The organism is Enterobacter cloacae complex sp.6700776, from assembly GCF_048284255.1.
In the GTDB taxonomy this organism is placed as follows: domain Bacteria; phylum Pseudomonadota; class Gammaproteobacteria; order Enterobacterales; family Enterobacteriaceae; genus Enterobacter; species Enterobacter intestinihominis.
In genome coordinates this window covers 78,605-104,809 of the sequence record NZ_JBLVYK010000004.1, presented here as the reverse complement: position 1 = coordinate 104,809, position 26,205 = coordinate 78,605, and the positions used below count along the sequence as shown (strand labels likewise).

Annotated in this window: 24 protein-coding genes; 5 read left to right on the top strand and 19 right to left on the bottom strand. The window is 55.7% G+C overall.

The window, feature by feature from the left end; all coding sequences use genetic code 11:
• Positions 1 to 12: 12 nt before the first annotated feature.
• The 4 genes from nagK to lolC are packed head-to-tail and all read right to left on the bottom strand — an operon-like array spanning position 13 to position 4,116.
• Complete coding sequence (nagK, locus tag ACNQ0T_RS08405) at positions 13 to 924, bottom strand: N-acetylglucosamine kinase (protein WP_023299807.1); 912 nt, start codon at positions 922 to 924, stop codon at positions 13 to 15.
• Positions 925 to 978: 54 nt separating this feature from the next.
• Positions 979 to 2,223, bottom strand: a complete 1,245-nt coding sequence (gene lolE, locus ACNQ0T_RS08400) for a lipoprotein-releasing ABC transporter permease subunit LolE (protein ID WP_022647758.1) — start codon at positions 2,221 to 2,223, stop codon at positions 979 to 981.
• Complete coding sequence (lolD, locus tag ACNQ0T_RS08395; RefSeq protein WP_032624471.1) at positions 2,223 to 2,924, bottom strand: lipoprotein-releasing ABC transporter ATP-binding protein LolD; 702 nt, start codon at positions 2,922 to 2,924, stop codon at positions 2,223 to 2,225. The genes lolE and lolD overlap by 1 nt, the downstream gene beginning before the upstream one ends.
• Positions 2,917 to 4,116 (bottom strand): lipoprotein-releasing ABC transporter permease subunit LolC, encoded by a 1,200-nt coding sequence (lolC, locus tag ACNQ0T_RS08390; protein ID WP_017384712.1) that lies wholly within the window; start codon positions 4,114 to 4,116, stop codon positions 2,917 to 2,919. Before lolC ends, lolD begins: the two co-directional genes overlap by 8 nt.
• A gap of 256 nt (positions 4,117 to 4,372) precedes the next feature.
• On the opposite strand from lolC, the gene ACNQ0T_RS08385 reads away from it, so the two are divergent.
• The 3 genes from ACNQ0T_RS08385 to ldtC all read left to right on the top strand — a co-directional run bounded on the left by ACNQ0T_RS08385 (position 4,373) and on the right by ldtC (position 10,147).
• Positions 4,373 to 5,446, top strand: a complete 1,074-nt coding sequence (locus ACNQ0T_RS08385; RefSeq protein WP_022647756.1) for an acyltransferase family protein — start codon at positions 4,373 to 4,375, stop codon at positions 5,444 to 5,446.
• A gap of 145 nt (positions 5,447 to 5,591) precedes the next feature.
• The gene (gene mfd, locus ACNQ0T_RS08380) at positions 5,592 to 9,038 is read left to right on the top strand and encodes a transcription-repair coupling factor (protein ID WP_032624473.1); all 3,447 of its coding nucleotides are present in this window, start codon (positions 5,592 to 5,594) and stop codon (positions 9,036 to 9,038) included.
• 143 nt (positions 9,039 to 9,181) lie between these two features.
• Positions 9,182 to 10,147, top strand: a complete 966-nt coding sequence (ldtC, locus tag ACNQ0T_RS08375; protein WP_417929879.1) for a L,D-transpeptidase LdtC — start codon at positions 9,182 to 9,184, stop codon at positions 10,145 to 10,147.
• 77 nt (positions 10,148 to 10,224) lie between these two features.
• Here the strand turns inward: ldtC and bhsA are convergent, their stop codons facing one another.
• Positions 10,225 to 10,482: a multiple stress resistance protein BhsA gene (bhsA, locus tag ACNQ0T_RS08370; RefSeq protein WP_006809234.1), complete on the bottom strand. Its 258-nt coding sequence runs from the start codon at positions 10,480 to 10,482 to the stop codon at positions 10,225 to 10,227.
• A gap of 245 nt (positions 10,483 to 10,727) precedes the next feature.
• Between bhsA and comR the strand changes: the two genes are divergently transcribed.
• Positions 10,728 to 11,363, top strand: coding sequence for a TetR family copper-responsive transcriptional repressor ComR (comR, locus tag ACNQ0T_RS08365; protein ID WP_022647753.1), 636 nt, complete (start codon positions 10,728 to 10,730; stop codon positions 11,361 to 11,363).
• A gap of 59 nt (positions 11,364 to 11,422) precedes the next feature.
• Here comR and ACNQ0T_RS08360 read toward each other — a convergent pair whose 3' ends face one another.
• The 8 genes from ACNQ0T_RS08360 to hinT all read right to left on the bottom strand — a co-directional run bounded on the left by ACNQ0T_RS08360 (position 11,423) and on the right by hinT (position 17,507).
• Positions 11,423 to 11,962, bottom strand: a complete 540-nt coding sequence (locus ACNQ0T_RS08360; RefSeq protein ID WP_417929878.1) for a glycine zipper 2TM domain-containing protein — start codon at positions 11,960 to 11,962, stop codon at positions 11,423 to 11,425.
• Between the two features lie 194 nt (positions 11,963 to 12,156).
• Positions 12,157 to 13,461, bottom strand: a complete 1,305-nt coding sequence (locus ACNQ0T_RS08355; protein ID WP_017693633.1) for an NAD(P)/FAD-dependent oxidoreductase — start codon at positions 13,459 to 13,461, stop codon at positions 12,157 to 12,159.
• A gap of 236 nt (positions 13,462 to 13,697) precedes the next feature.
• The gene (ycfP, locus tag ACNQ0T_RS08350) at positions 13,698 to 14,240 is read right to left on the bottom strand and encodes an alpha/beta hydrolase YcfP (RefSeq protein WP_022647750.1); all 543 of its coding nucleotides are present in this window, start codon (positions 14,238 to 14,240) and stop codon (positions 13,698 to 13,700) included.
• Positions 14,241 to 14,271: 31 nt separating this feature from the next.
• A complete protein-coding gene (nagZ, locus tag ACNQ0T_RS08345) occupies positions 14,272 to 15,297 on the bottom strand; it encodes a beta-N-acetylhexosaminidase (RefSeq protein WP_022647749.1) in 1,026 nt (341 codons plus the stop codon).
• Between the two features lie 11 nt (positions 15,298 to 15,308).
• Positions 15,309 to 16,133, bottom strand: a complete 825-nt coding sequence (gene thiK / locus ACNQ0T_RS08340; RefSeq protein ID WP_063147626.1) for a thiamine kinase — start codon at positions 16,131 to 16,133, stop codon at positions 15,309 to 15,311.
• Positions 16,114 to 16,758: a penicillin-binding protein activator LpoB gene (gene lpoB / locus ACNQ0T_RS08335; protein ID WP_417929965.1), complete on the bottom strand. Its 645-nt coding sequence runs from the start codon at positions 16,756 to 16,758 to the stop codon at positions 16,114 to 16,116. Before lpoB ends, thiK begins: the two co-directional genes overlap by 20 nt.
• Before the next feature lie 13 nt (positions 16,759 to 16,771).
• Positions 16,772 to 17,146: a YcfL family protein gene (locus ACNQ0T_RS08330; protein WP_022647747.1), complete on the bottom strand. Its 375-nt coding sequence runs from the start codon at positions 17,144 to 17,146 to the stop codon at positions 16,772 to 16,774.
• A gap of 1 nt (position 17,147) precedes the next feature.
• A complete protein-coding gene (gene hinT, locus ACNQ0T_RS08325; protein WP_006809243.1) occupies positions 17,148 to 17,507 on the bottom strand; it encodes a purine nucleoside phosphoramidase in 360 nt (119 codons plus the stop codon).
• 353 nt (positions 17,508 to 17,860) lie between these two features.
• Here hinT and fhuE point away from each other — a divergent pair, with 353 nt between their 5' ends.
• Complete coding sequence (gene fhuE, locus ACNQ0T_RS08320; protein WP_417929964.1) at positions 17,861 to 20,050, top strand: ferric-rhodotorulic acid/ferric-coprogen receptor FhuE; 2,190 nt, start codon at positions 17,861 to 17,863, stop codon at positions 20,048 to 20,050.
• A 139-nt stretch (positions 20,051 to 20,189) separates the two neighbouring features.
• Here fhuE and ptsG read toward each other — a convergent pair whose 3' ends face one another.
• The 6 genes from ptsG to pabC all read right to left on the bottom strand — a co-directional run bounded on the left by ptsG (position 20,190) and on the right by pabC (position 26,193).
• Positions 20,190 to 21,623 (bottom strand): PTS glucose transporter subunit IIBC, encoded by a 1,434-nt coding sequence (ptsG, locus tag ACNQ0T_RS08315; RefSeq protein ID WP_006809245.1) that lies wholly within the window; start codon positions 21,621 to 21,623, stop codon positions 20,190 to 20,192.
• A 298-nt stretch (positions 21,624 to 21,921) separates the two neighbouring features.
• Positions 21,922 to 22,716, bottom strand: a complete 795-nt coding sequence (locus ACNQ0T_RS08310) for a metal-dependent hydrolase (RefSeq protein WP_023299800.1) — start codon at positions 22,714 to 22,716, stop codon at positions 21,922 to 21,924.
• A gap of 10 nt (positions 22,717 to 22,726) precedes the next feature.
• Positions 22,727 to 23,731, bottom strand: a complete 1,005-nt coding sequence (holB, locus tag ACNQ0T_RS08305; protein WP_165715749.1) for a DNA polymerase III subunit delta' — start codon at positions 23,729 to 23,731, stop codon at positions 22,727 to 22,729.
• Positions 23,728 to 24,369 carry a dTMP kinase gene (tmk, locus tag ACNQ0T_RS08300; protein ID WP_417929875.1) on the bottom strand — a complete coding sequence of 214 codons (642 nt, stop codon included), beginning with the start codon at positions 24,367 to 24,369 and terminating at the stop codon, positions 23,728 to 23,730. The genes holB and tmk overlap by 4 nt, the downstream gene beginning before the upstream one ends.
• Positions 24,359 to 25,381, bottom strand: coding sequence for a cell division protein YceG (gene yceG / locus ACNQ0T_RS08295; protein ID WP_038415832.1), 1,023 nt, complete (start codon positions 25,379 to 25,381; stop codon positions 24,359 to 24,361). Before yceG ends, tmk begins: the two co-directional genes overlap by 11 nt.
• A gap of 2 nt (positions 25,382 to 25,383) precedes the next feature.
• Positions 25,384 to 26,193 carry an aminodeoxychorismate lyase gene (gene pabC / locus ACNQ0T_RS08290; protein ID WP_417929873.1) on the bottom strand — a complete coding sequence of 270 codons (810 nt, stop codon included), beginning with the start codon at positions 26,191 to 26,193 and terminating at the stop codon, positions 25,384 to 25,386.
• Between the last annotated feature and the right edge of the window lie 12 nt (positions 26,194 to 26,205).

Sequence of the window (26,205 nt, the reverse complement as noted above, 5' to 3'; positions counted from 1 at the left end):
TAACCTCGTAAACTAATCGGTGAGATGAAGGAATGCGGCTCCGCGCATGCCTCCTGCGTCCCCGTGTCGCGCACGCTCAATGCGCGGCACGCGGGCGACCGGCAATAAATGTCGGGGCAAACGCCCGGACAGCTGTTCCGTAATCGCAGTGAAATTTGACAGCCCTCCCCCGATCACCAGCAGATCCGGGTCGACGATGGTCAGGATATTCCCCAGACACACCGCCAGCAAATCAAGATAGCGCTCAACGTGCTCACGCGCCTGCGCGTCTCCCTGCTCCCACAGCGTAATGATTTGAGGGGCCTCAAGTTTCTGATGATAGAAGTGTTCATAAAGCCATGCAAACCCGCGCCCTGAAAGGTAACTCTCAATGCAGCCGTGCTGACCACAGCCGCAGCGGGTAAGCGGGAAATCACGACCAACGACGTCCAGCGCATCCACTGGCAGACGGATATGACCAAATTCTCCGGTAATGTAGCTGCGCCCGGTAATGGGCTTACCGTTAATGACAATCCCGCCACCGACGCCCGTTCCGAGGATCAGCCCCATCACCAACGGATAGCGACGAAACTCGTCGTCCCAGGCCTCTGAGAGAGCAAAACAGTTGGCATCGTTGTCTAAGCGCACGTCGCGCTCAAGGAGAGCAGAAAGATCGGCACGCAGCGGTTTGCCGCTGGCAGCAGGAACGTTGGCGGCATACAGCGTGCCGTCGTCGGTTTCGGGCATACCCGGTATACCAATGCCGACGCTGCCTTTGACGCCAAAGCGTTCATCCGCCTGCGCCACCAGCGCGGCAATGGCGGTTAAAAATTCATCGTAGCTATCGCGCGGCGTAGGCACGCGGGTTTCCCATTGTAGCTTAAGGTCTTTATCGAACACGCCGAGCGCAATCTTGGTGCCGCCAATATCAAATCCGTAATACATGATGCATTCCTCTGTTTGATTCAGCGGCCAAAAGACCGCTAAACCATGACGAAATTACTGGCCACTTAATACCCTCGCCGGATCAATTCGGCTTGCGCGACGCGCCGGATACCAGCTTGCCAGCAGACTCAGTAAAAGTGCTGTAACCAGCACATAAATGACGTCCAGCCAGTGCAGTTCAGACGGCAGGAAGTCAATAAAATAGATATCGCCTGACAGGAATTGATGGCCGATAAGCGCCTCAATCCCATTGATAATCGGCGTCAGCTGAAGAGACACCACCACGCCGATGACCACGCCGCAGAGGCTACCAAACAGCCCCGCCAGCAAACCGTACCAGACGAAGATGGCGCGAATAAGACCGTCTTTCGCCCCTAAGGTACGCAGCACGGCAATGTCGCCGCTCTTGTCCTTAACGGCCATGACCAGCGTCGAGACGATATTAAAGCACGCCACGCCAATCACCAGCACCATCGCCAGATACATAATCGCGCGGATCATCTGGATATCACGGTACATATACCCGTAAGTGCCGATCCAGCTTTTGATGTAGACATAGTTATTGGTCACGCTGCCAGCGTCACGCACCAGTGTATTGGCGTTGAAAACGTCGTTAACCTTAATGGCAATGCCCGTCACGCTGTCGCTCATATCCAGATACTGGCGCGCATCTTCCAGCGGCACCATCGCGAAGCTGTGATCGAGCTGGCCGCTCAGCTGCAAAATACCGGTGACGTGCAGACGCACGCGCTTAGGCTGCTGCAATTTGTGATCAGCGCTGGCGTTCGGGATCATGATCGAGACCCAGTCGCCCTGCTTCACCTTCAGTGCATCGGCAACGCCTTTGCCCATGATGATCTGCTGTTCGCCAGCCTTAAAGTTTGCCCATGCACCATTTTGCACATAGCGAGGCAGCGCGCTCAGACGCTCCTCCTGACGTGGATTCACCCCTTTCACCTGAATGGCGCGCAGGTTTACCCCGCTCTCTACCAGCCCGGTAAAGTTGATGTAAGGTGCAGCCGCCGCAATGCCGGGTACCTTTTCCACTTTGTTAAGGGCATCACGCCAGCTGGACCACGGCTGGTTAACCGGCTCGATTTCACCGTGAGGTACAACGGCCAGAATGCGGTTATTCAGTTCGCGCTCAAAGCCATTCATGGCGCTTAAGCCCACGATTAGAACCGCCACGCCCAGGGCGATACCGATGGTGGAGATCACGGAGATAAGGGAAACCATCCCGCTCCGGCGACGACCGCGGCTAAAGCGTAACCCAATGAGTAACGATAACGGTGAAGCCATTACTCCGCTCCCATCAGCGTCAGTTCTGCATTCAGACGACCGTCGCGCATTTCCAGCTGACGGCCCATCCGCTTAGCCAGCTGCAAATCGTGCGTGACCACCAGAAACGCGGTTCCCTGCGCGGCGTTCAGTTCGCCGAGAAGCTGGAAAATGCTGTCTGCGTTACGCGCATCGAGGTTACCTGTCGGTTCATCCGCCAGCACCAGGCGCGGGTTGTTGACCAGCGCACGGGCGATGGCCACACGCTGACGCTCGCCGCCGGAAAGCTCAGACGGACGATGATTCCCGCGATGACCCAGCCCTACCGCGTTTAGCATGTCGCTGGCGCGGGCATTAATTTCCGCGGGTTTCTTTTTACCAATCAGCAGCGGCATTGCGACGTTTTCCAGCGCCGTAAAGTCCGGCAGCAGATGGTGGAACTGATAGATAAAACCCAGCTCACGGTTACGCAGCTCGGCTTTCGCCGTAGACGACATTTTACTCAGCGGCTGCCCGGAAAAGATCACATCGCCTTCGGTTGGCGTGTCCAGCCCGCCCAGCAGGTGCAGCAGCGTACTTTTGCCGGAGCCGGAGCTGCCAACAATCGCCATCATCTCGCCTTCACCCACGCTAAAGCTCACATTGTGCAGCACGTCGGTCTGCACAGCGCCTTCCTGATAGCGTTTGGACAGGTTGTCGCACTGCAACAGGATCTTATTCATAACGTAAAGCCTCAGCGGGTTGAGTGGCGGCAGCCCGCCAGGAAGGATAAAGCGTAGAGAGCAGCGCAATAGCCATCGCGGCCAGCGCAATACCGACCACCTGGAGCGGCTCGATAGCCACCGGCAGCGCCGCACCATCAAGCAGCGCGCCGATAATCGGCATGAGATTGTTGAGCTGGCTGGCGAGCAGCGCACCCAGCGCCGCGCCGAGCAGCGCGCCGATGATGCCAGCGCTGGCACCCTGGACCATAAATACCGCCATGATCTGGCGCGGCGTCAGCCCCTGGGTTTGCAGAATGGCGACTTCGCCTTGCTTCTCCATCACCATCAGCCCGAGCGAGGTGATGATATTAAACGCGGCAACGGCCACGATCAGGCTCAGCAGCAGCCCCATCATGTTTTTCTCCATGCGCACGGCCTGGAACAGTTCGCCTTTGCGGTCGCGCCAGTCCTGCCATTTCGTTCCTTCCGGTAGCGTCTGCTGGCTAAGGGTATCCACCTTCAGCGGCGCATCAAGCCACAGACGCCAGCCGGTGATATTTCCCGCCGGGTAGCGCATCAGACGCGAGGCGTCCTGAATGTTAACCAGCATCTGGTAACCATCGACTTCGCTGTTCGCCGCAAACGTGCCAATCACGTTGAACAGGCGCTGGCTTGGCAGACGCCCCATCGGCGTAAACTGACTGGCTGAGGGCACCATCACGCGCAGTTGATCGCCACGGTTGACCCCGAGCTGCCCGGCAAGCTGCTCACCGAGGATGACGTTGTATTTACCCGCTTCCAGGTCGGTTTGTTTCACATTGACCAGGAACGGCGTCAGCGGATCTTTTTGCGCCGGATCGATACCCAGCATCACCCCGACCGCCACGCTACGGGCGCTTTGCAGCACCACATCGCCCGTCGTGAGGGGCGCAACGCGCGTGACACCCTGTAACTTCACCGCGCTTTCCGGCAGCTGTTGCGGGTTAACGGAGCCCTGAGTGGAAGAGAGAACGGCCTGCGGCATCAGCCCCAGGATATTGTTTTGCAGCTCGCGCTCGAAGCCGTTCATGACGGAAAGCACCGTCACCAGAGCCATCACGCCAAGCGTAATGCCAATAGTCGAAAGCCAGGAGACAAAGCGACCGAAGCGGTCCGCGGCGCGCCCACGCATGTAACGTAAGCCTATGAAGAGTGCGACAGGTTGATACATGAAATCCGTCTGTTTGCTGATAGCAGACCCACGAGTATATAAGCGAATCCGCTAAGCGTAAATGACTGAAACCGTAAGATTCGGTAATCATTTTTCCGAAAAATTCAGATAAATCATCATGCTACTGACTGAACTTCCGCCAGACAGCCTCCACCTTTTCCGAAAATCGTCCTGATACAGACTGTTACCCGTTACATCGGGGTTTCATTTTACAACAATCGACCTTTCGTTTATGGCAACAAGGTCGTCACGCACAATGAAACAAAAAGCATTATGGATTAACCAGATAAAAGGGCTGTGCATCTGCCTGGTGGTGATTTACCACTCGGTGATCACCTTTTATCCTCACCTGGACGGGCTACAGCATCCGTTATCGGGCCTGCTCGCCAAATGCTGGGTCTACTTTAATCTTTACCTCGCACCGTTCCGTATGCCGGTGTTTTTCTTCATCTCCGGCTATTTGATTCGTCGATATATTGACGAGGTGAACTGGCGCACCAGTCTCGACAAGCGGATCTGGAGCATTGTCTGGGTGCTGGCCCTGTGGGGCGTCCTGCAATGGCAGGCGCTGACCCATCTGAATGCCTGGCTCGCCCCCGAGCGTGAACTGGCGACAGCATCCAATGCGGCCTACGCCGATTCCGTTTCAGGGTTTGTACTGGGAATGCTCACGGCCAGCACCAGCCTGTGGTACTTGTACGCCTTAGTAGTCTACTTCACGCTCTGTAAACTGCTGAGCCGCTGGAAACTGCCGATGCTGGGGCTTCTGGCGCTGGCAAGCATCGCCATTAACTTCCTGCCTTTACCGTGGTGGGGAATGAACAGCGTGGTGCGCAACATGATCTACTACAGCCTCGGCGCATGGTACGGCGCGCAGTTGATGACGTGGATGAAAGGGATGAATTTGCGCCGCAGCTGGCTGGTACTTATCGCCTCTGGCGCGGTGTCGGTAGTGCTGTGGTTTGCTAATGTTCCTCTGCCGCTCTCACTGCTGTCGATCGTGGTCATCATGAAGCTCTTTTACAGCTTCGAGCAGCGTTATGCCGTTCATCCCAATAATCTGCTGAACGTTATCGGTTCAAACACCATCGCGATTTATACCACCCACCGCATTTTAATTGAGGCGTTTAGCCTGCTCCTGATTCGTGAAATGAATGCGGCGTACTGGCCGATCTGGGCGGAGTTAACGCTGATTCTGGTCTATCCGTTCGTCAGCCTGCTCGTCTGCACGCTGGTTGGACTGGGCGCACGTAAGCTCTCGACCGCCCTCTTTGGCGACCTTTTCTTCTCCCCTCCCGCACGGCTTACGCCACAGCTCGCCAGCCGCTAACCTACCCTGCCCCCATCCGGGGGCACTTTTCCTCTTGTGCGGTTACGATTTGCTTATGCATAACGATCGAGGATAATAAAGACATTGCGTATCAGTGATATGCCCCAATACTGTTGGTATATCCCCAAGAGACCCTGACATAGCCATGCCTGAACACTATCGTTTTTCCTTGCCTGTAAAAGCAGGTGACCAACGCCAGCTGGGCGAACTGACAGGCGCGGCCTGCGCTACGCTGGTGGCGGAAATTGCCGAGCGCCATCCGGGGCCGGTGGTGCTGGTTGCCCCGGACATGCAAAACGCCCTGCGCCTGCACGACGAAATTCGTCAGTTCACCGACAGTCTGGTATTCAGCCTGGCCGACTGGGAAACGCTTCCCTACGACAGTTTCTCTCCGCACCAGGAGATCATCTCCTCACGCCTGTCGACGCTGTATCAGCTCCCCACCATGCAGCGCGGCGTGCTGATTGTGCCGGTGAATACCCTGATGCAGCGCGTCTGTCCGCACAGCTATTTGCACGGCCATGCGCTGGTGATGAAAAAAGGCCAGCGCCTGTCGCGCGATGCCCTGCGCGTGCAGCTTGACGGAGCCGGTTACCGTCATGTCGATCAGGTGATGGAGCACGGCGAATACGCGACGCGCGGTGCGCTGCTGGATCTCTATCCAATGGGCAGCGACCAGCCGTATCGTCTGGATTTCTTCGATGATGAGATCGACAGCCTGCGCGTGTTCGACGCCGACACCCAGCGCACGCTGGAGGAAGTGGACTCCATTAATCTGCTGCCCGCCCATGAGTTCCCGACGGATAAAACCGCCATCGAACTGTTCCGCAGCCAGTGGCGCGACAGGTTCGACGTGAAACGTGATGCCGAACATATCTACCAGCAGGTCAGCAAAGGCACCCTTCCGGCGGGGATCGAGTACTGGCAGCCCCTGTTCTTTAACGAACCGCTGCCGGCGCTGTTCAGCTACTTCCCGGCCAATACGCTGATTGTTAACACCGGGGATATCGACGCCAGCGCCAGCCGCTTTGAAAGCGAAACGCGCGCCCGCTTTGAAAACCGGGGCGTTGACCCGATGCGTCCGCTGCTGCCGCCGGAAATGCTGTGGCTGCGTACCGACGAGCTCAACGCCGAGCTAAAACGCTGGCCGCGTATGCAGCTCAAAACCGATTCGCTTGCCGATAAGGCGGCGAACACCAATCTCGCGTTCCGGACGCTGCCCGATCTGGCCGTCCAGGCGCAGCAGAAATCCCCGCTCGATAACCTGCGCAAGTTTCTTGATTCCTTCACCGGGCCAGTGGTGTTCTCCGTTGAGAGTGAGGGTCGTCGTGAAGCGCTGGGCGAACTACTAGGGCGGATCAAAGTTGCACCGAAGCGCATTCATCGCCTGAGCGAAGCGACCGGAAATGGTCGTTACCTGATGATCGGCTCCGCCGAACACGGATTTATTGATACGCTCAATAACCTGGCCTTGATTTGTGAAAGCGACCTGCTGGGCGAGCGCGTGGCGCGCCGTCGTCAGGACAGCCGTCGCACCATCAACCCGGACACCCTGATCCGCAACCTGGCCGAACTGCACCCCGGTCAGCCGATCGTTCACCTGGAACACGGTGTGGGTCGCTATCAGGGAATGACCACCCTCGAAGCAGGCGGCATCAAAGGTGAATACCTGATGCTGACCTACGCGAACGACGCCAAACTGTACGTGCCAGTGTCGTCCCTGCACCTTATCAGCCGCTACGCCGGTGGCGCGGAAGATAACGCGCCGCTGCATAAGCTGGGCGGCGACGCCTGGTCACGCGCGCGGCAGAAGGCGGCGGAAAAAGTGCGCGACGTGGCCGCCGAGCTGCTGGACATTTACGCCCAGCGTGCGGCCAAAGAGGGTTATGCGTTTAAGCATGATAAAGAGCAGTACCAGCTGTTCTGCGACAGCTTCCCGTTTGAAACTACGCCGGATCAGGCTCAGGCCATAAATGCCGTGCTGAGCGACATGTGCCAGCCGCTGGCGATGGATCGCTTAGTCTGCGGCGACGTGGGCTTCGGTAAAACCGAGGTAGCAATGCGTGCCGCTTTCCTGGCGGTGGAAAACAACAAGCAGGTGGCGGTGCTGGTGCCGACTACCCTCCTCGCCCAGCAGCACTTCGACAACTTCCGCGACCGCTTCGCCAACTGGCCGGTACGCATTGAGATGCTGTCGCGTTTCCGCAGCGCCAAAGAGCAGACGCAAATCCTGGAACAGGCAAGCGAAGGCAAAATTGACATTCTGATCGGCACCCACAAGCTGCTGCAAAGCGACGTGAAGTGGAAAGATCTGGGGCTGCTGATCGTCGATGAAGAGCACCGCTTTGGGGTGCGCCACAAAGAGCGCATCAAAGCGATGCGCGCCGACGTCGACATTCTGACCCTGACCGCCACGCCGATCCCGCGCACCCTGAATATGGCGATGAGCGGCATGCGCGATCTGTCGATTATTGCCACCCCGCCGGCGCGCCGTCTGGCGGTGAAAACCTTTGTTCGCGAGTACGACAATCTGGTGGTTCGCGAGGCGATCCTGCGTGAAGTGCTGCGCGGCGGCCAGGTATATTACCTGTATAACGACGTTGAAAACATTCAGAAAGCCGCCGACAGGCTGGCAGAGCTGGTGCCGGAAGCGCGCATCGCCATTGGTCACGGCCAGATGCGCGAGCGCGAGCTGGAGCGGGTGATGAACGACTTCCACCACCAGCGTTTCAACGTGCTGGTATGTACCACCATCATTGAGACCGGGATCGACATTCCGACGGCGAACACCATCATCATCGAACGCGCGGATCACTTCGGCCTGGCCCAGCTGCATCAGCTGCGCGGGCGCGTCGGGCGTTCGCACCATCAGGCCTACGCGTGGCTGCTGACGCCGCATCCGAAGGCGATGACCACCGACGCGCAAAAGCGTCTGGAAGCTATCGCCTCGCTGGAAGATCTGGGTGCTGGTTTTGCGCTGGCGACGCACGACCTGGAGATCCGCGGCGCCGGTGAGTTGTTGGGTGAAGACCAGAGCGGCTCCATGGAAACCATCGGTTTTTCTCTGTATATGGAGCTGCTGGAAAATGCCGTCGACGCGCTTAAAGCCGGACGTGAACCGTCTCTGGAAGATCTCACCAGCCAGCAGACCGAAGTGGAACTGCGCATGCCTTCCCTGTTGCCGGATGATTTTATTCCTGACGTGAATACCCGTCTGTCGTTCTACAAACGCATTGCCAGCGCGAAAAGCGAAGGCGAGCTGGAAGAGATTAAAGTCGAACTGATTGACCGTTTTGGGATATTGCCCGATGCGGCGCGCAACCTGCTGGATATTGCCCGCCTGCGTCAGCAGGCGCAGAAGCTGGGCATTCGCAAGCTTGAAGGCAACGAGAAAGGCGGCGTAATTGAGTTTGCCGAGAAGAACCACGTCGATCCGATGTGGCTGATTGGCCTTCTGCAAAAACAGCCGCAGCATTTCCGTCTTGATGGCCCGACGCGTCTGAAATTTACTCAGGATCTGACGGAACGTAAAATCCGCATGGACTGGGTGCGTAACTTTATGCGTCAATTGGAAGAGAACGCCATCGCATAACGGTTTCCCCCCCAGCGCCCGGCTGGTGGGGGACAATTTACAAACTCTTTGCACTTCGCCCGATCTTCCCGACCATACATTCGCCATAATTATCATTAACGCCTTATAAAACAATAACCTTATCATTTGTATGGATTATGATAATGATGATTTCTTCGCGTTTTACCCGCTGGTTAACTCTGGTTGCGCTGGCCGCGACGGTTACCGTCGCGCTCCCTGCTCGCGCCAATACCTGGCCTCTTCCGCCCGCCGGCAGCAACGTCGTAGGTGAAAACCGCTTTCACGTGGTTGAAAACGATGGCGGTTCGCTGGAAGCGATTGCTAAAAAATATAACGTCGGGTTCCTGGCGCTGTTGCAGGCCAACCCGGGCGTAGATCCCTATGTGCCCCGGGCGGGCAGCGTACTGACGATTCCGCTGCAAACCATCCTGCCGGACGCGCCGCGTCAGGGGATTGTGATAAACCTCGCCGAGCTGCGTCTTTACTATTACCCGCCGGGGAAAAATGAAGTAACCGTCTACCCTATCGGCATCGGCCAGCTGGGAGGCGATACGCTCACGCCGACCATGGTGACCACCGTCTCCGACAAGCGCGCTAATCCAACCTGGACTCCGACGGCAAACATCCGCGCCCGCTATAAGGCACAGGGTATCGATCTCCCTGCCGTGGTTCCCGCGGGCCCGGATAATCCGATGGGGCACCATGCAATTCGCCTGGCGGCCTACGGTGGGGTTTATCTTCTGCACGGAACGAATGCGGATTTTGGGATCGGGATGCGCGTCAGCTCCGGCTGCATTCGCCTGCGCGATGACGACATCAAAACGCTCTACCGCGTGATCGCCCCTGGCACGAAAGTGAATATCATCAATACGCCGATTAAAGTGTCTGAAGAGCCGGGTGGCGTCCGTCTGGTTGAGATCCACCAGCCGCTATCGAAAAACATTAATGACGATCCGCAGACGCTGCCGATTAATCTGAATGCCTCGATGGTGAGCTTTAAAACGAATGCAAACACCGATGGCGCAGTGATGGAGCGGGCGATGGAAGCGCGCTCGGGGATGCCAACCGATGTCACGCGGCATCATGAGGTTGCTCAGCAGTCAATGTAGAACGGTAATAACGACAAACGCCCTGCATTAGCAGGGCGTTTTTATTTGCAGTGGCATAACGGAGGGTTGCGTTACGCTTATTTGTAGATAACTGCGGTACCGTGCAGGGTGTTAGGACCGGTCACAGAGGTGATGCGGAATGATTTCGCACCCATTTCGTCAGCTTTTTGTGCCAGCTGATCTTCCAGAGAGCCGAGGTTAGTCCCGGCAGTGGCAGAGATGGTACCGACTTTCTGCTGGTCTGCTGGAGTGGATTGCACTTCAACAGCAGCGAAGCTTGCGAAAGAGAGTGAACTCAGAACGGCGGCAGCGATGAGGGTTTTAACGTTTTTCATGATTTTATACCTTTGGGCAGATGATGTAGTGGTCGTTAGTTATTTAGTTAACGATCGATAGGTAAATGATAGATGTGATCCAGGTCACACGTCAACCCATTTTTATAATGGTCGTTAAATTAATTTCATTTTCCTTATATTTCATAAAGATAAAATTAAATTATTTTTAAGAAATCACCGCTGGTCGTCGCAGACGTTTATTTTTATAATGACTATTCAACAAAACAACAGAGGACCAACGGCACATGACAACCGATGTCACGCGTTGCGCAAAGAAAAGCCGTGGCCGACCAAAAGTGTTCGACAGGGATGCGGCGCTCGATAAGGCCATGACGCTCTTCTGGCAGCATGGGTATGAAGCCACGTCGCTCTCCGACCTGGTGGAAGCAACGGGCGCGAAAGCCCCTACCCTGTACGCAGAGTTCACCAACAAAGAAGGCTTATTCCGGGCCGTTCTGGACAGATACATCTCGCGCTTCGCGGCAAAACACGAAGCCCAGCTATTCTGTGAAGAAAAAACGGTTGAGCAGGCATTGCAGGATTATTTCTGCGCAGTCGCAACCTGCTTTACCAGTAAAGACACGCCCGCGGGCTGTTTTATGATCAACACCTCCGCGACCCTCGCGGCATCGTCGAAAGAGATTGCCAACACGGTCAAATCGCGCCATGCGATGCAGGAGGAGACGCTCAGCACGTTTCTGGCTCAACGCCAGCAGCGCGGTGAAATTCCGGCGCATTGCCGTCCGCAGGAGCTGGCCCAGTATCTGAGCTGTATTCTACAGGGGATGTCCATCAGCGCCCGTGAAGGCGCGACGCTGGAAAAACTGCAGGGGATTACGCAAACAACGCTGCGCCTGTGGCCTGAACTTCTTAAACTCTGACGCAAAAAAAAGCTCCTCAGCCTGAGCGCATGAGGAGCTAAGTTCAGAGAACATCTTTTTTACACTTTGTTATTCAGTATCAGCTGACCATTGCTGTCGAGAGGGATCTGCGTACCAGGATCTTTATCCATGCGGATTTTGCCCTGCTGATCGCCAATTTTGTAGGTTACGTCGTAGCCCAACATTTTTTCAGACTTGTCATACACGGTTTTACAGCGCTGCTGCGTTGTGGTGTAGGTATCATTTTCCTGCATCGCGCCCTGCACCTGGTTACCGGCATAACCGCCACCCAGCGCACCAACTACCGTCGCGACATCCTTACCACGGCCACCACCAAACTGATGACCAATCACCCCACCAGCAACCGCGCCCAGTACGGAGCCAGCGATACGGTTTTCATCCTGAATCGGACGACGATGGGTGACAGAAACATTACGGCACTCCTGACGAGGCGTCTTGACCGTCTCTTTGATCGGTGTAGCGGAAACAACCTGCGCATACTGCGGGCCACGATCAAGTACGTTCAGACTGGCAACGGCAGCCACACCTAACGCAGCTGCGACGCCAATCCCTATACCCGCCAACATTGATTTATTCACGGGACTTCCTCCTTTGTTGCAATTGGTAGCAATTTTGCAGCGCAATAAACGCTTCGCCAATAAGATAAAGGATCAAAAAACCGGGGGATGAGCTGGGATAGCGTCTGTTTAAGAGAACTCTTAAGCGTCAGGAGCGAAATGCACAGCATGATGTGCTAAGAACTCCCTCCGGAGAGCCCGGAGGGAGGGAGAAATTAGTGCAGCTTCAGGCGTGGGCGGATAACGCGGTTGATGCGGCCGACCAGCATCATCAGGCCGGTTTTGAAGTAGCCGTGCAGCGCAATCTGGTGCATACGGTACAGAGAAATGTACACGAAGCGGGCGATGCGCCCTTCCACCATCATGGAGCCGCGCATCAGGTTGCCCATCAGGCTGCCCACGGTGGAGAAGTTTGAGAGCGACACCAGAGAGCCGTGGTCTTTGTAGACATAGGCTTTCATCGGTTTGCCTTTCATCTGCGCCAGGATGTTATGCAGCACGAGGCTTGCCATCTGGTGCGCGGCCTGAGCGCGAGGCGGTACAAACCCGCCTTCCGGACGTGCACAGGAGGCACAGTCGCCGATAGCGAAGATGTCCGGATCGCGCGTGGTTTGCAGCGTCGGCTCTGTCACCAGCTGGTTAATGCGGTTTGTCTCCAGCCCACCGATATCTTTCATGAAATCAGGCGCTTTGATCCCCGCAGCCCAGACCATCAGGTCGGCCTGGATGTATTCGCCGTCTTTGGTATGCAGTCCGCCCTCATCCGCGCTGGTCACCATGGTCTGGGTCAGCACGCGCACGCCCAGTTTGGTCAGCTCGTTGTGCGCCGCGCCGGAAATACGCGGCGGCAGCGCAGGCAGAATACGTTCACCTGCTTCCACCAGCGTCACATTCAGCGCTTCATTAGTCAGCCCTTTGTAGCCATAGCTGTGCAGCTGTTTGACCGCATTGTGCAACTCCGCCGATAATTCAACGCCCGTTGCGCCGCCGCCCACGATAGCAATGTTAACCTTGCCGTTAGCACCCATGTTGTTGGTGTACTTCAGGAACAGGTTAAGCATCTCCTGATGGAAACGACGCGCCTGATGCGGGTTATCCAGGAAGATACAGTGCTCTTTTACGCCTGGGGTGTTGAAATCATTGGACGTACTGCCCAGGGCCATCACCAGCGTGTCATAGGCCAGCTTGCGCTCAGGAACCAGCAGCTCGCCTTTATCATCACGCAGCTCAGCCAGCGTGATGGTTTTGTTTTCACGGTTGATGTCCACCACCGAACCCAGCTGGAACTGGAAGTGGTGGTTACGCGCATGTGCCAGATAGCTGAGCGCATCCACGCCCTCATCCAGCGACCCAGTCGCCACTTCGTGCAGTAACGGCTTCCACAGATGGCTGTGGTTACGATCCACCAGCGTGATTTTGGCTTTCTTACCGCGACCCAGTTTCTTACCCAGCTGCGTCGCCAGCTCCAGTCCGCCAGCACCACCGCCGACAATCACTATCTTTTTCAATGGCGTAGTCAACGTGACCCCCTCAAATTATTAACCAATTGTTAATTAAAAGTTATATAAATAACCCTTAATTAACAACAGGTTACTGCGCTGAAACCATTCAGATTCATTGAGAATAGCACGTCAGGCGCATTGGTCATACCAAAATTGATATGTATCAAGTTTTGATGGTTTAAAAGTAGACAACTCTGACAAAAAAGAGGCCCGGCACGCTTTCACGTACCGGGCCTTTGTCAGGTTCAGGGAGTTCAGCCCAGCGTTTTAAAGGCCTTAATACGCTGCAAGTGCGGGGAAATATTTTTGAACTTGTGGGTCTGCTCTTCGTCCCAGACAATTTCGTAGTAATGATGCAGAAGTTCGGCAGCGCGGGAGCTGTCCAGCGCTTCATCGTTGCGGGAGAGGATCGCCAGACACCGGTCGCGGTTCTTTTCGCGGAAATTGCTCACGCATTTTGTTGCGATATCGGCGTACTCTTCCGGACGGTCAATCTTGCCTTCCATGTTTTCGTTTGGAAACAGGTTAGGATTAAAAATGACCTGTCGGATATCGCATAAAAAACCGATGCGCTCTGCCCAGTATCCCCCCAACCCCACGCCGCAGATCAGCGGACGATCGTCGATATTGAGCTGCAACATTTTGTCCACTTCTTTAAGCAGATGCTGCATGTCATGTTTCGGATGACGCGTGCTGTAACTGATCAGCCGGACATCCGGATCGATAAACTGCAATTGCAGCACTTTCTCATGATTACCAGGACTGTTTGAGTCAAAACCGTGTAAATAAATGATCATCGTCTCACCACGCTACGCCTTCCGGGATGAATTAAAGGGCTGCTTTATGTGCCTGCCAGCGCTCGTTCAGGGCTTCAAGCCGGGCGTTTACCGTTTTCCAGCGCGCCGAGTCCATCAGCTCCTGACGACTAAATGAACCTTTATGATACAATTGTGTAACACGTTCAGCATTGATCGGCGACAGGTTATCCAGCACGCTCACCGCCCCTTTACGATTATTGCAGACGAGGATCATATCGCAACCTGCATCCAGCGAAGCCTGCCCACGTTCGGCATAGCTTCCCATGATCGCCGCCCCTTCCATGGATAAATCGTCAGAGAAAATAACGCCATTGAAGCCCAACTCCTGACGCAGCACGGTTTTAAGCCAGTGCGGAGAGCCGCTGGCCGGACGCGGATCAACGTCACTGTAGATGACGTGCGCAGGCATAATAGCGTCCAGCTTGTTATCGGTAATCAGCGAGCGGAAAACAGACATATCTTTAGCGCGAATGTCTGCTTCCGGGCGCGGATCGCGCGGGGTTTCTTTATGGGAATCCGCCGTCACCGCCCCGTGGCCAGGGAAATGTTTGCCGGTGGTTTTCATGCCCGCATCGTGCATACCGTCAATGAAGCGCGTCGCCATTGCCAGCGCGATACGTGGATCGTCATGATACGAACGCTCACCAATTGCCGCACTAATGTGTCCTACGTCCAGCACCGGGGCGAAGCTGATATCGATATCCATGGCGATCATCTCGCTGGCCATCAGCCAGCCTGCGTCCTGCGCCAGTTGACCGCCCTCTTCAGCACCCAGCAGCGCAGCAAAAGATTGTGCGGCGGGTAAACGGGTAAACCCTTCGCGGAAACGCTGCACGCGTCCACCTTCCTGGTCGACGGCCACCACCAGGCGATTGCGTGACGCCGCGCGGATCTGGCGAACCAGCTCGCGCAACTGCGCCGGATCGTGATAATTGCGGGTGAAAAGAATCAGCCCCCCTACCAGCGGGTGCGCCAGAATTTCGCGCTCTTCCGCATCAAGCTCAAACCCTTCAACATCCAACATTACTGGACCCACACCAACCTCTCTTATCCTTTCGTTTGTAACTGACGCCAGGCATCATTTGCCAGCGCAATAAATTGTTCGTCATCTGTCTGCTGAAGGCGCATTTCAAACCATCCCGCCATCAGCATCAGCACCCACGGACGCCAGCGCGCGACCTGCCGCGCAAGGGTGAGTACATTTATGTTGGCGTTTCGGGCATAGGCGGTTATCAGCTGCACGCGCGAAGCCTCATCAGGCATCCAGACCGCAGCGAGTTCAAGCGCCACGTCACCGTCCCCGGCATATTCCCAGTCTATAAGTTTCTCGCCCGCCGTGGTATGAACGATATTCCCCGCATGGACATCCATATGCAGCGGCGCCAGACGTAACGCCTTCGGCTCTCCCGCTTTACGCAGCCGCTTAAGCTGCGCCAGCCAGAAGGGCGTGCGTCGTCCAGGCGCAGCCTGCTGCCAATAGCTATCCAGTAATGGAAGTAACGTCACCCGCCAGCCCAGACGCGGCTGTCGATGCAGATGATACAGCATGGCTGCCAGCGTGGGCGTATCGGGAAGCTCGCTTTTGATCTCACCCGCAATAAACGCCACCGCCATCCAGTCCCTGATAAAGAGATGAGGTTTCGGGGCAAGGTCGGCGGGAAGGCGCTTCAGGGCGCGGAACTGGCGACGAAAATGGGCGGCAGGCGCGGCGGCATCGTGATGCTGACGTAATACCAGCCGATGGTCGCCACGCTCAATAATGCAACTCGCGCCGCCAAGCCCGACGGGGGCTTGCGGCGCGATAACACGGTACTGGGGGAAATAACGCGTCTGGACATCCTGACGCGTGCGCTTATTGTTGCGTAACGGCACCTTTACCTGACCAGATAATTTCGCCGGTTTGAACCAGCATTAACTGCATCTGCAACGACGGCGTGTTCACGTTGCCTGTCGCGTTAGAATAAAGGACATACTGCGCACCAACGTTGCGGGCGATACCAATCGCTTTACTGCGCGAACCCAGGCTGTCCTGAGGCGACAGACCAAGCTGTTGCTTGGCGACCGCGAGCTGCTGGGCTGAGACCAGCGTAAATTTACCGTTGTTTGCCAGCGCGTTGCGCAGGGTTTCCGTCGCTTCTCCCGCATTCAGGGAACCGTTTGTACGGTTGTTCACGCTGTCTACCAGCAGCACACTGCCAGGCGTAACGCCCTGTGCCTGCAACATTTTGCCCACCATCGGCTGCATCGCTCCGTTCCAGTCATAGTGCCGCACTCGCGGCGCAGGCTGCGCGGTATCGTCCGGATGTTCGATCGGGCCAGGCTGCGCAGGAATAGTCGGTACAGACGGCACGGTTGGAACAGGTTGCGCCGGTGTGGTCGGCTGTTCCGTTCCCGGCTTCGCCTGATCCACCGGTGCAGGTTCTTCCATTCGCGTCACACAGCCTGCCAGAAAGAGTGCGAACGCACTCAGGAGCGCATAACGGCTCATTGTTTTAATCAAGGTTCACTCCTTACAAATAAAGATAAAGTCTCACCTTATGTGCACCCAGATAGCTGGCGCTGCCGTAGAGCGTGACCGACGATCTTGCCGGGACCGTCACGCTACGCGGCGCCTCAAGCGGGTGCATCTCAAGACCTCTCACGTCATACCAGTAGAAGCGATAATGCACCGTCACTGGCTCTTGCCTTTCGTTATAGAGCGTAGAGGAGGCAGAAGACTGGATTTCGCTTATGGTCAACGAAGGATTTTCCGCCGTGATGCCCGCAGCAAGCACTGAGGACTCCATCACCAGCGTCTGTTCTTCACTGACCGGGATGGCGGGACGCGCGCTGCACCCAACCATAACCAGCGTCACGATCAGCGCTGCAATACGCCCAGTTAACATATTAAAGACCTTTATGTGCCAGCATCGGTCCCAGTGGACGTCCACCCAGAAGATGCATATGAATATGATAGACTTCCTGGCCGCCATGGCGATTACAGTTCATGATCAAACGGTATCCATCTTCAGCAATCCCTTCCTGCTCAGCAATTTTCGCGGCCACCGTAAGCATACGGCCCAGCGCCACTTCATGCTCGGTTTTAACGTCATTGACGGTCGGAATCAGAATATTAGGAATAATAAGGATGTGCGTCGGCGCCTGGGGAGAAATGTCGCGGAAAGCCGTGACCAGTTCATCCTGATAGACAATATCCGACGGAATTTCGCGGCGGATAATTTTACTGAAAATCGTTTCTTCAGCCATGACCTTTTCCTTTTAAGTTTAATCTGGCGTCGTGCGTCCGTTGTTAACACACATTGTCTGTTTTACTGTGTGACACAACACAAGAGTATGAGCGAGTTTCTCCTGTCCTTTCAACCTTCTCCCGTTATTTCTTTCCTGATTATCGCCCATCTGGGTGAAGAGGCATCGCTTTAGGACATTTCTTTTCTGAAACCTGATTTCAGTTCATCCCGAAACATCTGTTTACAGCGTTAATCACAATGCGTATATTTCGCATTTGCATTTTCATGCGCATTTTTAACATAGAAAACGACGTCAGCCCGTGCTAGCGGGACTGTCGCGCACTACCTTCACCATTCACTAAGGGTTTGATGATGTCTTTCATTAATCACACCAGGGATGGGCAACGTCAGCCTGCCGCAACACCTTCGTTGCTGGCCGCCTGCATTGCTATGGCATTGACGCCAACCACCGCTTTCGCTGCTTCAACAGCCGAAGATACCGTCGTCGTTGATGGGGGTTTTGATAACACACAGGATCTTTCTGCCAGCCAGGATCAGGATTACAGCGTAAAAACCACCACCACCGGCACCAAACTGTTGCTGGTTCCCCGCGACATCCCACAGTCCGTCAGCGTTATCAGTCAGCAACGTATGGCTGACCAGAATCTGCAATCCATCGGCCAGGTGCTGACGAACACCACGGGCATTACGGCGCAGGTGCAGGACAGCGATCGTACCGTATTTTACTCACGCGGATTTTTCGTCAGCAACTACGCCTATGACGACCTTCCAACGTCCATCAGTGAAGTGTGGAACTTTGGTGATACCGCCGCCGATACCGCAATTTATGACCGCATTGAAGTGGTCCGCGGCGCCACAGGCCTGATGTCCGGGACGGGCAACCCGGCGGCGTACGTTAATATGGTGCGCAAGCATGCGGACAGCCAGGAATTTAAAGGCAACGTTTCCGCCAGCTACGGCAGCTGGGACAAGCAGCGTTACGTGCTGGATCTCCAGGCGCCGCTAGTGGAATCAGGTAAGGTACGGGGTCGTCTGATCACGGGTTATCAGGACAACGACAGCTTCGTGGATAACTACCACTACCGGAAGAAATTCCTCTACGGCGTGATGGATGCAGATGTTACCGACAGCACGACCCTCTCGGTAGGGTATGAGTATCAGGAAAGCCATACCGCCGACCCAACCTGGGGCGGGCTGCCGACCTGGTACAGCGACGGAAGTAAGACCAACTACAATCGCAGCCAGACCGTCGCGCCTGACTGGGCCTATTCAGATAAAGACAGCACCCGCATCTTCGCTAACCTGACCCAGCGTTTCGATAATGGCTGGGAAGCGCACATCAACGGCATGCATGCTGAAACCAACTTTGACTCTAAGCTGATGTATATGTCCGGTTATCCGGATAAAGAGACCGGCGCAGGCCTGGTGGGTTACGGCGGCTGGAACCGCGGGGAACGTAAACAGGATGCGGTCGATGCCTTCCTGCGCGGCGGCTTCGATCTCTTTGGCCGTCAGCACGAGATGATGTTCGGCGGCAGCTTTAGCCGTCAGCGTAACCATTACGACAACACCATGCCGGATGCAGTATACGGCATGGTTGATGTCGGCAACTTTAAGAACTGGAACGGGAACATTGCCGATCCGCAGTGGACGCCGTGGAAACTCTACAGCAAGGATGATATTCGCCAGTCTTCAGCCTATTCCTCTGCGCGTTTCTCACTCGCCGATCCGTTGCATCTGATCCTGGGGGCGCGTTACACCCAATACAACATTCGCTATAACCCCGCTGGTTCGCCGAATACACGTCTGGAAAGCACCAAAGATGATGTCACGCCGTATGCCGGCCTGGTGTATGACATCAATGAGGACTGGTCGACCTACGTCAGCTATACCTCTATCTTCCAGCCGCAGGATAAGCGCAATGCCAGTGGACGTTATCTCGACCCTACCACGGGTAAAAGCTACGAAGCCGGGGTGAAGGCAGACTGGTTTAATACCCGCCTCACCACCTCGTTGGCGATTTTCCGCATTGAGCAGGATAACGTGGCCAGCAACACGTATACCTACATGCCGAGCGGTGAGTCGATTTATGAATCGCTGGACGGGGTGGTCAGCAAAGGGGTCGAGTTTGAGCTCAACGGTGCACTGACCGATAACTGGCAGCTGACCTTTGGCACGACGCGTTACATTGCAGAAGATAAGAATGGCAACGCTGTCAGCTCCGATCAGCCGCGCACAACCATGAAGCTGTTCACCCGTTATCAACTGCCAATGCTGCCGGAACTGACCGTGGGCGGTGGCGTAAACTGGCAGAACAAAGTGTGGACGGACGTGGAAGGCGGTCCGGCAGGACGTTCCCGCGCGGAGCAAGGCAGCTATGGGCTGGTGAACCTGTTCAGTCGCTATCAGGTCACCAAAGACTTTGCTGTTCAGGCTAACGTCAACAACCTGTTCGACAAAGAGTATTACGACTACGTCGGATCGTATGTAGTGTATGGCGCGCCACTGAACGTTTCGGTGAGCGCGAGCTACGACTTCTGAGTATTAAGCCCGGTGGCGCTGCGCTTACCGGGCCTACCCATCACGTAGGCCGGGTTAGGCGCAGCCGCCACCCGGCACCACAAACCGCAATAATAAAAAAGGCAGCCAATCGGCTGCCTTAGTCTCCCCAGATCACAGCTTAGTTGTTGCGGATGTACTCATCCATTTCGGTTTTCAGGTTATCGGATTTCGTTCCGAAGATTGCCTGAACACCAGAACCTGCAACAACGACGCCTGCTGCGCCCAGTTTTTTCAGACCCGGCTGGTCGACTTTCGCAACGTCGGCAACGCTCACACGCAGACGAGTGATACACGCGTCCAGGTTAGTGATGTTCTCTTTACCGCCGAAAGCAGCAACCAGAGCAGGTGCCATTTCGCTGGTCACACCGGCTTTGCTGTCTTCCGTTGCATCTTCACGACCCGGCGTTTTCAGGTCCAGTGCTTTGATCAGCACGCGGAAGACGGTGTAGTACACCACTGCGTAGCCCGCACCCACGATTGGGAACAGCCACAGCTTGCTGCTGTTACCGGACAGAACGATGAAGTCGATCAGGCCGTGAGAGAAGGACGTACCGTCACGCATACCCAGCAGGATACAGATTGGGAATGCCAGACCTGCCAGTACCGCGTGGATGATGTACAGGATCGGCGCAACGAACATGAAGGAGAACTCGATCGGCTCGGTGATACCGGTCAGGAACGAGGTCAGCGCTGCGGAGATCATGATACCGCCCACTTTTGCACGGTTCTCTGGTTTAGCAGAGTGCCAGATAGCAATTGCAGCGGCCGGCAGACCGTACATTTTGAACAGGAAGCCACCAGACAGTTTACCTGCCGTTGGGTCGCCCGCCATGTAGCGTGGGATGTCGCCGTGGAACACCTGACCTGCTGCGTTGGTGTATTCACCAATCTGCATCTGGAATGGAACGTTCCAGATGTGGTGCAGACCAAATGGTACCAGGCAGCGCTCAATGAAGCCGTAGATACCGAACGCCACAACCGGGTTCTGGTAAGCTGCCCACTGAGAGAAGGTCTGGATTGCCGTACCGATTGGTGGCCAGATGAAGGACAGGACCACACCGGTGAAAATCGCGGCCAGACCAGAAATGATCGGCACAAAACGTTTACCCGCGAAGAAGCCCAGATACTCAGGCAGCTTGATGCGATAGAAGCGGTTAAACATATACGCTGCAATCGCACCGGAGATGATACCACCGAGAACACCGGTGTCCGCCAGGTGCTTAGCGGCAATCTCTTCAGCAGGTAAATGCAGTACCAGCGGCGCAACCACAGCCATGGTTTTCACCATGATGCCGTAAGCAACAACGGACGCCAGAGCGGAAACACCGTCGTTATTGGTGAAGCCCAGAGCAACACCGATAGCGAAGATCAGCGGCATGTTAGCAAAAACAGAACCGCCTGCTTCGGCCATCACGTGGGAAACTACGGCTGGCAGCCAGCTGAAGTTTGCAGAACCGACACCCAGCAGGATACCTGCGATAGGCAGTACGGATACTGGCAGCATCAGCGATTTACCGACCTTTTGCAGGTTAGCAAATGCATTCTTAAACATAATTGAGAGTGCTCCTGAGTATTTGTGCTTTTTTTTACGTTTTCACGCATTGGCCCGGGGGGAGTACCGCGCCGTGGACAGGACATCTAAGCGCCCTTTATTTATTACACAGAGTAAAATAATTCCCTCTGAGTTTGTTTGACGGCTATCACGTTTCAGTTCAAGACGGCCAAAAAACTTGCAGATATTTACATAAAGCATGTCTGGATGTGTCTAAAAACGCCATCACCGCCCCGAATGAGGCGGTGAACTTTACTCGCTTTACTTATTAATTACGAGCCTAAAAATAACAGGTGTATCAGACAGATTGCAGGCGGGCGGGGTCAATATGGAAGAGGCTGGCGAAGTTTTCCGTTGTCACGCGAGCCAGTTCTTCAATACTGACACCTTTCAGAACGGCCATATACTCAGCGACATCCCGGGTCATCGCTGGCTGGTTCTCTTTGCCACGATGAGGCACCGGCGCCAGGTACGGGGAATCGGTTTCCACCAGAATACGATCCAGCGGAACATAGCGCGCCGCATCACGCAGTTGCTCAGCATTACGGAACGTGACAATCCCCGAGAACGAGATATAAAAGCCCAAATCAAGCAGCTTACCCGCCGTTTCTCTGTCTTCTGTGAAACAGTGTAGTACGCCACCGCAATCCGTCACCTTTTCTTCCCGCAGGATACCCAGCGTGTCGGCGCGCGCATCTCGGGTGTGAACGATAACCGGCTTATTCAGTTCCCGGCCAATGCGGATGTGGTTACGGAAGGATTCCTGCTGGCGAGGTTTCGTTTCCGGAGTGTAGAAATAGTCCAGGCCGGTCTCGCCCATCGCCACTACGCCCTCTTCTGCGGCAAGACGGCGTAAATCCTCAACGTCGTACGCTTCATCCTGATTCAGCGGATGCACGCCGCAGGAGAAGACGACATTATCGCGCTCGCCTACCAGTTCACGCATGGAGCGGTAACCCGGCAACGTGGTTGCCACGGCCAGGCAAAATTTCACATCGCGCGCGGCGGCTTTCGCCAGCACGTCGTCTACATTTTTATGCAGGGATTGATAATCCAGGCCATCGAGATGGCAGTGTGAGTCGACTAAAAACATAATGTCTCTCTCAGAGGTGGGAAACCGGCGGTATGACGCCCGGTTGCAGGTAGTGTTCGATACGCAGTAACTGGTCAGTCAGTAAAAGCTCGCGATTGAGACCGGTTACCGTCAAAAGTTGTTCACGACTCTGGCAGATATCATGAAGGATAGCGTGCAGCGACTGCCCTGACAGGCGATTCGCCAGCGTGGTGACCAGCGCCCACACGTCAGGGTTAGTCAGAAGCGTAGCCCCCTGCTGAATTTTGAGCGCATCTAGCAGCAGCGCGGCCAGCCAGTGCAGCCGTTCCGGAGCCTGATCGCTGTTCAGCGCTGGCAGCACGCTCAGCCAGTCATGGCTGTCGAGGGCTGATTCAACCGCACGGCACAGCGTTTCACGCTGAGACCACACCTCGGGCTGTAATAAGGCCAGCGCAGCCGCAGGCGCACCGCTGCACAGGCGCAACGCTGAGAGCGCCGCGTCTTGTGACGCTGTCACTTCCCGCTCAAGCCAGGCGAGTGCCCAGGATTCCTGAGGGACAGCAAGGTGGTGAAGACGGCAGCGACTGCGCAGCGTCGCCAGCAAGCGTTCCGGCTCGCGGCAGGAGAGGAAAAACCAGGTGTTTTCTGGCGGCTCTTCCAGGGTTTTTAACAGCGCGTTGGCTGCGGCTTCCGTGAGCAGCGCGGCGTCTTTCAGCCACACCACTTTCGCCCCCCCCAGACGCGCATATTCGTACAGTTTCTCACTGACCTCACGCACCGCGTCGATACCGAGCGTATTTTTGCCCTTCTCAGGTTCGAGGGTGTAATAGTCAGGATGCGTGCCCGCCTGCATGAGCTGGCAACCCCGGCACTTACCGCAGCTTTTATGTCCTTCCGGCTGTTGGCACATCAGAAAGCGGGTGATGGCGTAAATCAACGCATCATCACCCATTCCCGGCAGCGCCTGGATCAGTAACGCATGATGCCCCCGACCAACCTGATAGCTGCCGATCAGCTGTTCAAAGTGTGGGCGCAACCATGGATACCATTTCATGCCTGCTGCTCCTGTAGCCACTGCGTAACGGTCTGCTGAATATCACATGTAACGTCTTCAAGGGATTGCGTCGCATCGATGGTACGAATGGTCTTGTCCTGCCCGGCCAGTTCCAGATAACACGCACGGGTGCGGTTAAAGAAATCAAAAGACTCCTGTTCGATGCGGTCCAGTTCGCCGCGGGCACGGGCGCGCTTCAGGCCCACCTCAGGGGTCACGTCCAGATATAGCGTCAGGTCAGGACGGAAATCGCCCAGAACCGCGTCGCGAAGCGTAGCCAGCATGGCCTGATCGATACCCCGTCCACCGCCCTGATACGCCTGGGTTGAGAGATCGTGGCGATCGCCAATCACCCATTTGCCTTCTGCCAGAGCGGGTTTGATCACCGTCTCCACCAGCTGAACGCGCGCCGCATAGAACATCAGCACTTCCGCTTTGTCGGTAATAACTTCATCGCCAACGGATTTGATATCCAGAACCAGGCTGCGCAGTTTTTCCGCCAGCTGCGTACCGCCCGGCTCGCGGGTGAAGACCATGTCGGCGACGCCAAGAGATTTCAGCGTATCCACCACCACGTTACGGGCGGTGGTTTTGCCCGCCCCTTCGAGTCCCTCAATGACAATGTATTTACTGCGCATTTTTTTCCTTAAGTGCCTTCAGATAGTCCTGAACGGAGCGATTGTGGCTGGCCAGGTTGGTATTGAACGTATGCCCCCCTTTTCCGTCAGCCACAAAATAGAGATACGGCGTTTTGGCCGGGTGCGCGGCGGCCTTCAATGATGCTTCACTTGGCGTCGCAATCGGTCCAGGCGGCAGGCCGCTAATCACGTAGGTATTATACGCCGTTGGCGTTTCCAGATCTTTTCTGGAAATCCTGCCGTTGTAGTTTTCGCCCATGCCGTAGATGACGGTAGGATCGGTTTGCAAACGCATGCCGATGCGCAGACGGTTAATAAACACCGAGGCAACCTGGTCACGTTCGGCAGCAACGGCCGTCTCTTTCTCGATGATCGAGGCCATCGTCATGAACTGGTTTTGATCTTGATAAGGCAGGCCCTCTGCTCGCCCTTTCCAGGCAGCGTCTACCGCCGCGACCATTTTGTTGTGCGCTCGCTTCAGAATTGCCACATCCGTCGTGCCTGCCGTATACATCCACGTATCGGGCCAGAACCAGCCTTCCACCCACTCGGGATGTTCGAATTTTAAGGCGTCTGCCACGGTCTGGTAGCGGTCATCTTTCAGCGTATGCTTGATGTACGGCGCGTCACGCAGTTGCCTGAGATAATCGCTCAGACGCATACCTTCCACAAAACGCAATGGGAACTGGGCTTCTTTACCACTCTCCAGCAGTTGCAGCATCTCGCGCACGGTCATGCCAGGGGTGAAACGATAGGTACCGGCCTTGAAATGGGACAGGTCCGGCTGAATACGCAGCAGCCACTGGAATACGCGTGGACGATTGATAATTTTGTCGTCATACAGCTGCTGACCAAGCGCCTGCCGCCCGGTCCCCGCTTTCAGGGTAAAAATCGTCTCGTCTTTAATCAGGATCTGACTTTCAGCCAGCTGACGGACTTTCCACACTCCCGCTCCGCCAGCGATTCCGAACGCAACGATAAGAAGGAGGACAAAGCGTAACATTTTCTTCATGACTACCTGGTTTGCTCACATAACGGGGCCAGAAACTGGAACAGCTCGCGGGATGACCAGCACTTGCGGTCATAAGCGCGAACGGGGACAACGGGCATCAGCGCATTGCAGATAACAACTTCTTCGGCAGCCAGCAGCGCCTCTTCCTTAGCGTTAACTTCGACAACGCGAAAGCCTGCGCGTGCCAGCTGTTGCAAACAAAACTGCCGCATAATGCCGTTGACTCCGGCCTGCTCCAGCGAAGGCGTGAATACGTCACTGCCCTTCCGCCAGAGTAAATTAGCCGCACAGCATTCCGTAATGTACCCTTCGCTGTCAAGAACCAGCGCCTCCCCGGCCTCCGTCTGCTCAAGATGAGTACGAATAAGCACCTGTTCAAGACGGTTAAGATGTTTTATGCCAGCGAGCATCGGGTTTCGCCCCAGACGTACCGGGCTAAGCGCCAGGACTACGCCCTCTTCACGCCAGTGCGCGTAATGGCAAGGATAATCTGAAACGGAAAGGATCCGCGCAGGATGCTGGCAGGCAGAACCGCTATAGCCCCGACCACCGCTGCCGCGGCTGATAATGACTTTCAGGACGCCGCTTGCTTTCTCTGACGCCAGCCGACGCATTTCACTTTCAAGAATGTCCCACTGCGAGAAGGGGATCAGTAATGCTTCACAGGCTTTTTGTAAACGAAGGATATGGGCCCCGAGCAGGCACACGCCACCGTCGAGAATACGCGCGGTCGTGAAACAGCCATCGCCAAACTGGGTCGCCCTGTCGCTTGCCGGCAGCATTTCTTGCTCAAGGCCATTAATTAAAAACATAGTGGCTCCTTA

Coding starts and splice junctions, on each gene's coding strand:
- ACNQ0T_RS08310 (WP_023299800.1), bottom strand. CDS start 22,716: ATGTTTTTAGTCGACTCACACTGCCATCTCGATGGCCTGGATTATCAA.
- yceG (WP_038415832.1), bottom strand. CDS start 25,381: ATGAAGAAAATGTTACGCTTTGTCCTCCTTCTTATCGTTGCGTTCGGA.
- lolC (WP_017384712.1), bottom strand. CDS start 4,116: ATGTATCAACCTGTCGCACTCTTCATAGGCTTACGTTACATGCGTGGG.
- ACNQ0T_RS08385 (WP_022647756.1), top strand. CDS start 4,373: ATGAAACAAAAAGCATTATGGATTAACCAGATAAAAGGGCTGTGCATC.
- ptsG (WP_006809245.1), bottom strand. CDS start 21,623: ATGTTTAAGAATGCATTTGCTAACCTGCAAAAGGTCGGTAAATCGCTG.
- holB (WP_165715749.1), bottom strand. CDS start 23,731: ATGAAATGGTATCCATGGTTGCGCCCACACTTTGAACAGCTGATCGGC.
- pabC (WP_417929873.1), bottom strand. CDS start 26,193: ATGTTTTTAATTAATGGCCTTGAGCAAGAAATGCTGCCGGCAAGCGAC.
- ldtC (WP_417929879.1), top strand. CDS start 9,182: ATGATGATTTCTTCGCGTTTTACCCGCTGGTTAACTCTGGTTGCGCTG.
- fhuE (WP_417929964.1), top strand. CDS start 17,861: ATGTCTTTCATTAATCACACCAGGGATGGGCAACGTCAGCCTGCCGCA.
- comR (WP_022647753.1), top strand. CDS start 10,728: ATGACAACCGATGTCACGCGTTGCGCAAAGAAAAGCCGTGGCCGACCA.
- bhsA (WP_006809234.1), bottom strand. CDS start 10,482: ATGAAAAACGTTAAAACCCTCATCGCTGCCGCCGTTCTGAGTTCACTC.
- lolE (WP_022647758.1), bottom strand. CDS start 2,223: ATGGCTTCACCGTTATCGTTACTCATTGGGTTACGCTTTAGCCGCGGT.
- ACNQ0T_RS08330 (WP_022647747.1), bottom strand. CDS start 17,146: ATGTTAACTGGGCGTATTGCAGCGCTGATCGTGACGCTGGTTATGGTT.
- hinT (WP_006809243.1), bottom strand. CDS start 17,507: ATGGCTGAAGAAACGATTTTCAGTAAAATTATCCGCCGCGAAATTCCG.
- ycfP (WP_022647750.1), bottom strand. CDS start 14,240: ATGATCATTTATTTACACGGTTTTGACTCAAACAGTCCTGGTAATCAT.
- nagK (WP_023299807.1), bottom strand. CDS start 924: ATGTATTACGGATTTGATATTGGCGGCACCAAGATTGCGCTCGGCGTG.
- mfd (WP_032624473.1), top strand. CDS start 5,592: ATGCCTGAACACTATCGTTTTTCCTTGCCTGTAAAAGCAGGTGACCAA.
- tmk (WP_417929875.1), bottom strand. CDS start 24,369: ATGCGCAGTAAATACATTGTCATTGAGGGACTCGAAGGGGCGGGCAAA.
- lolD (WP_032624471.1), bottom strand. CDS start 2,924: ATGAATAAGATCCTGTTGCAGTGCGACAACCTGTCCAAACGCTATCAG.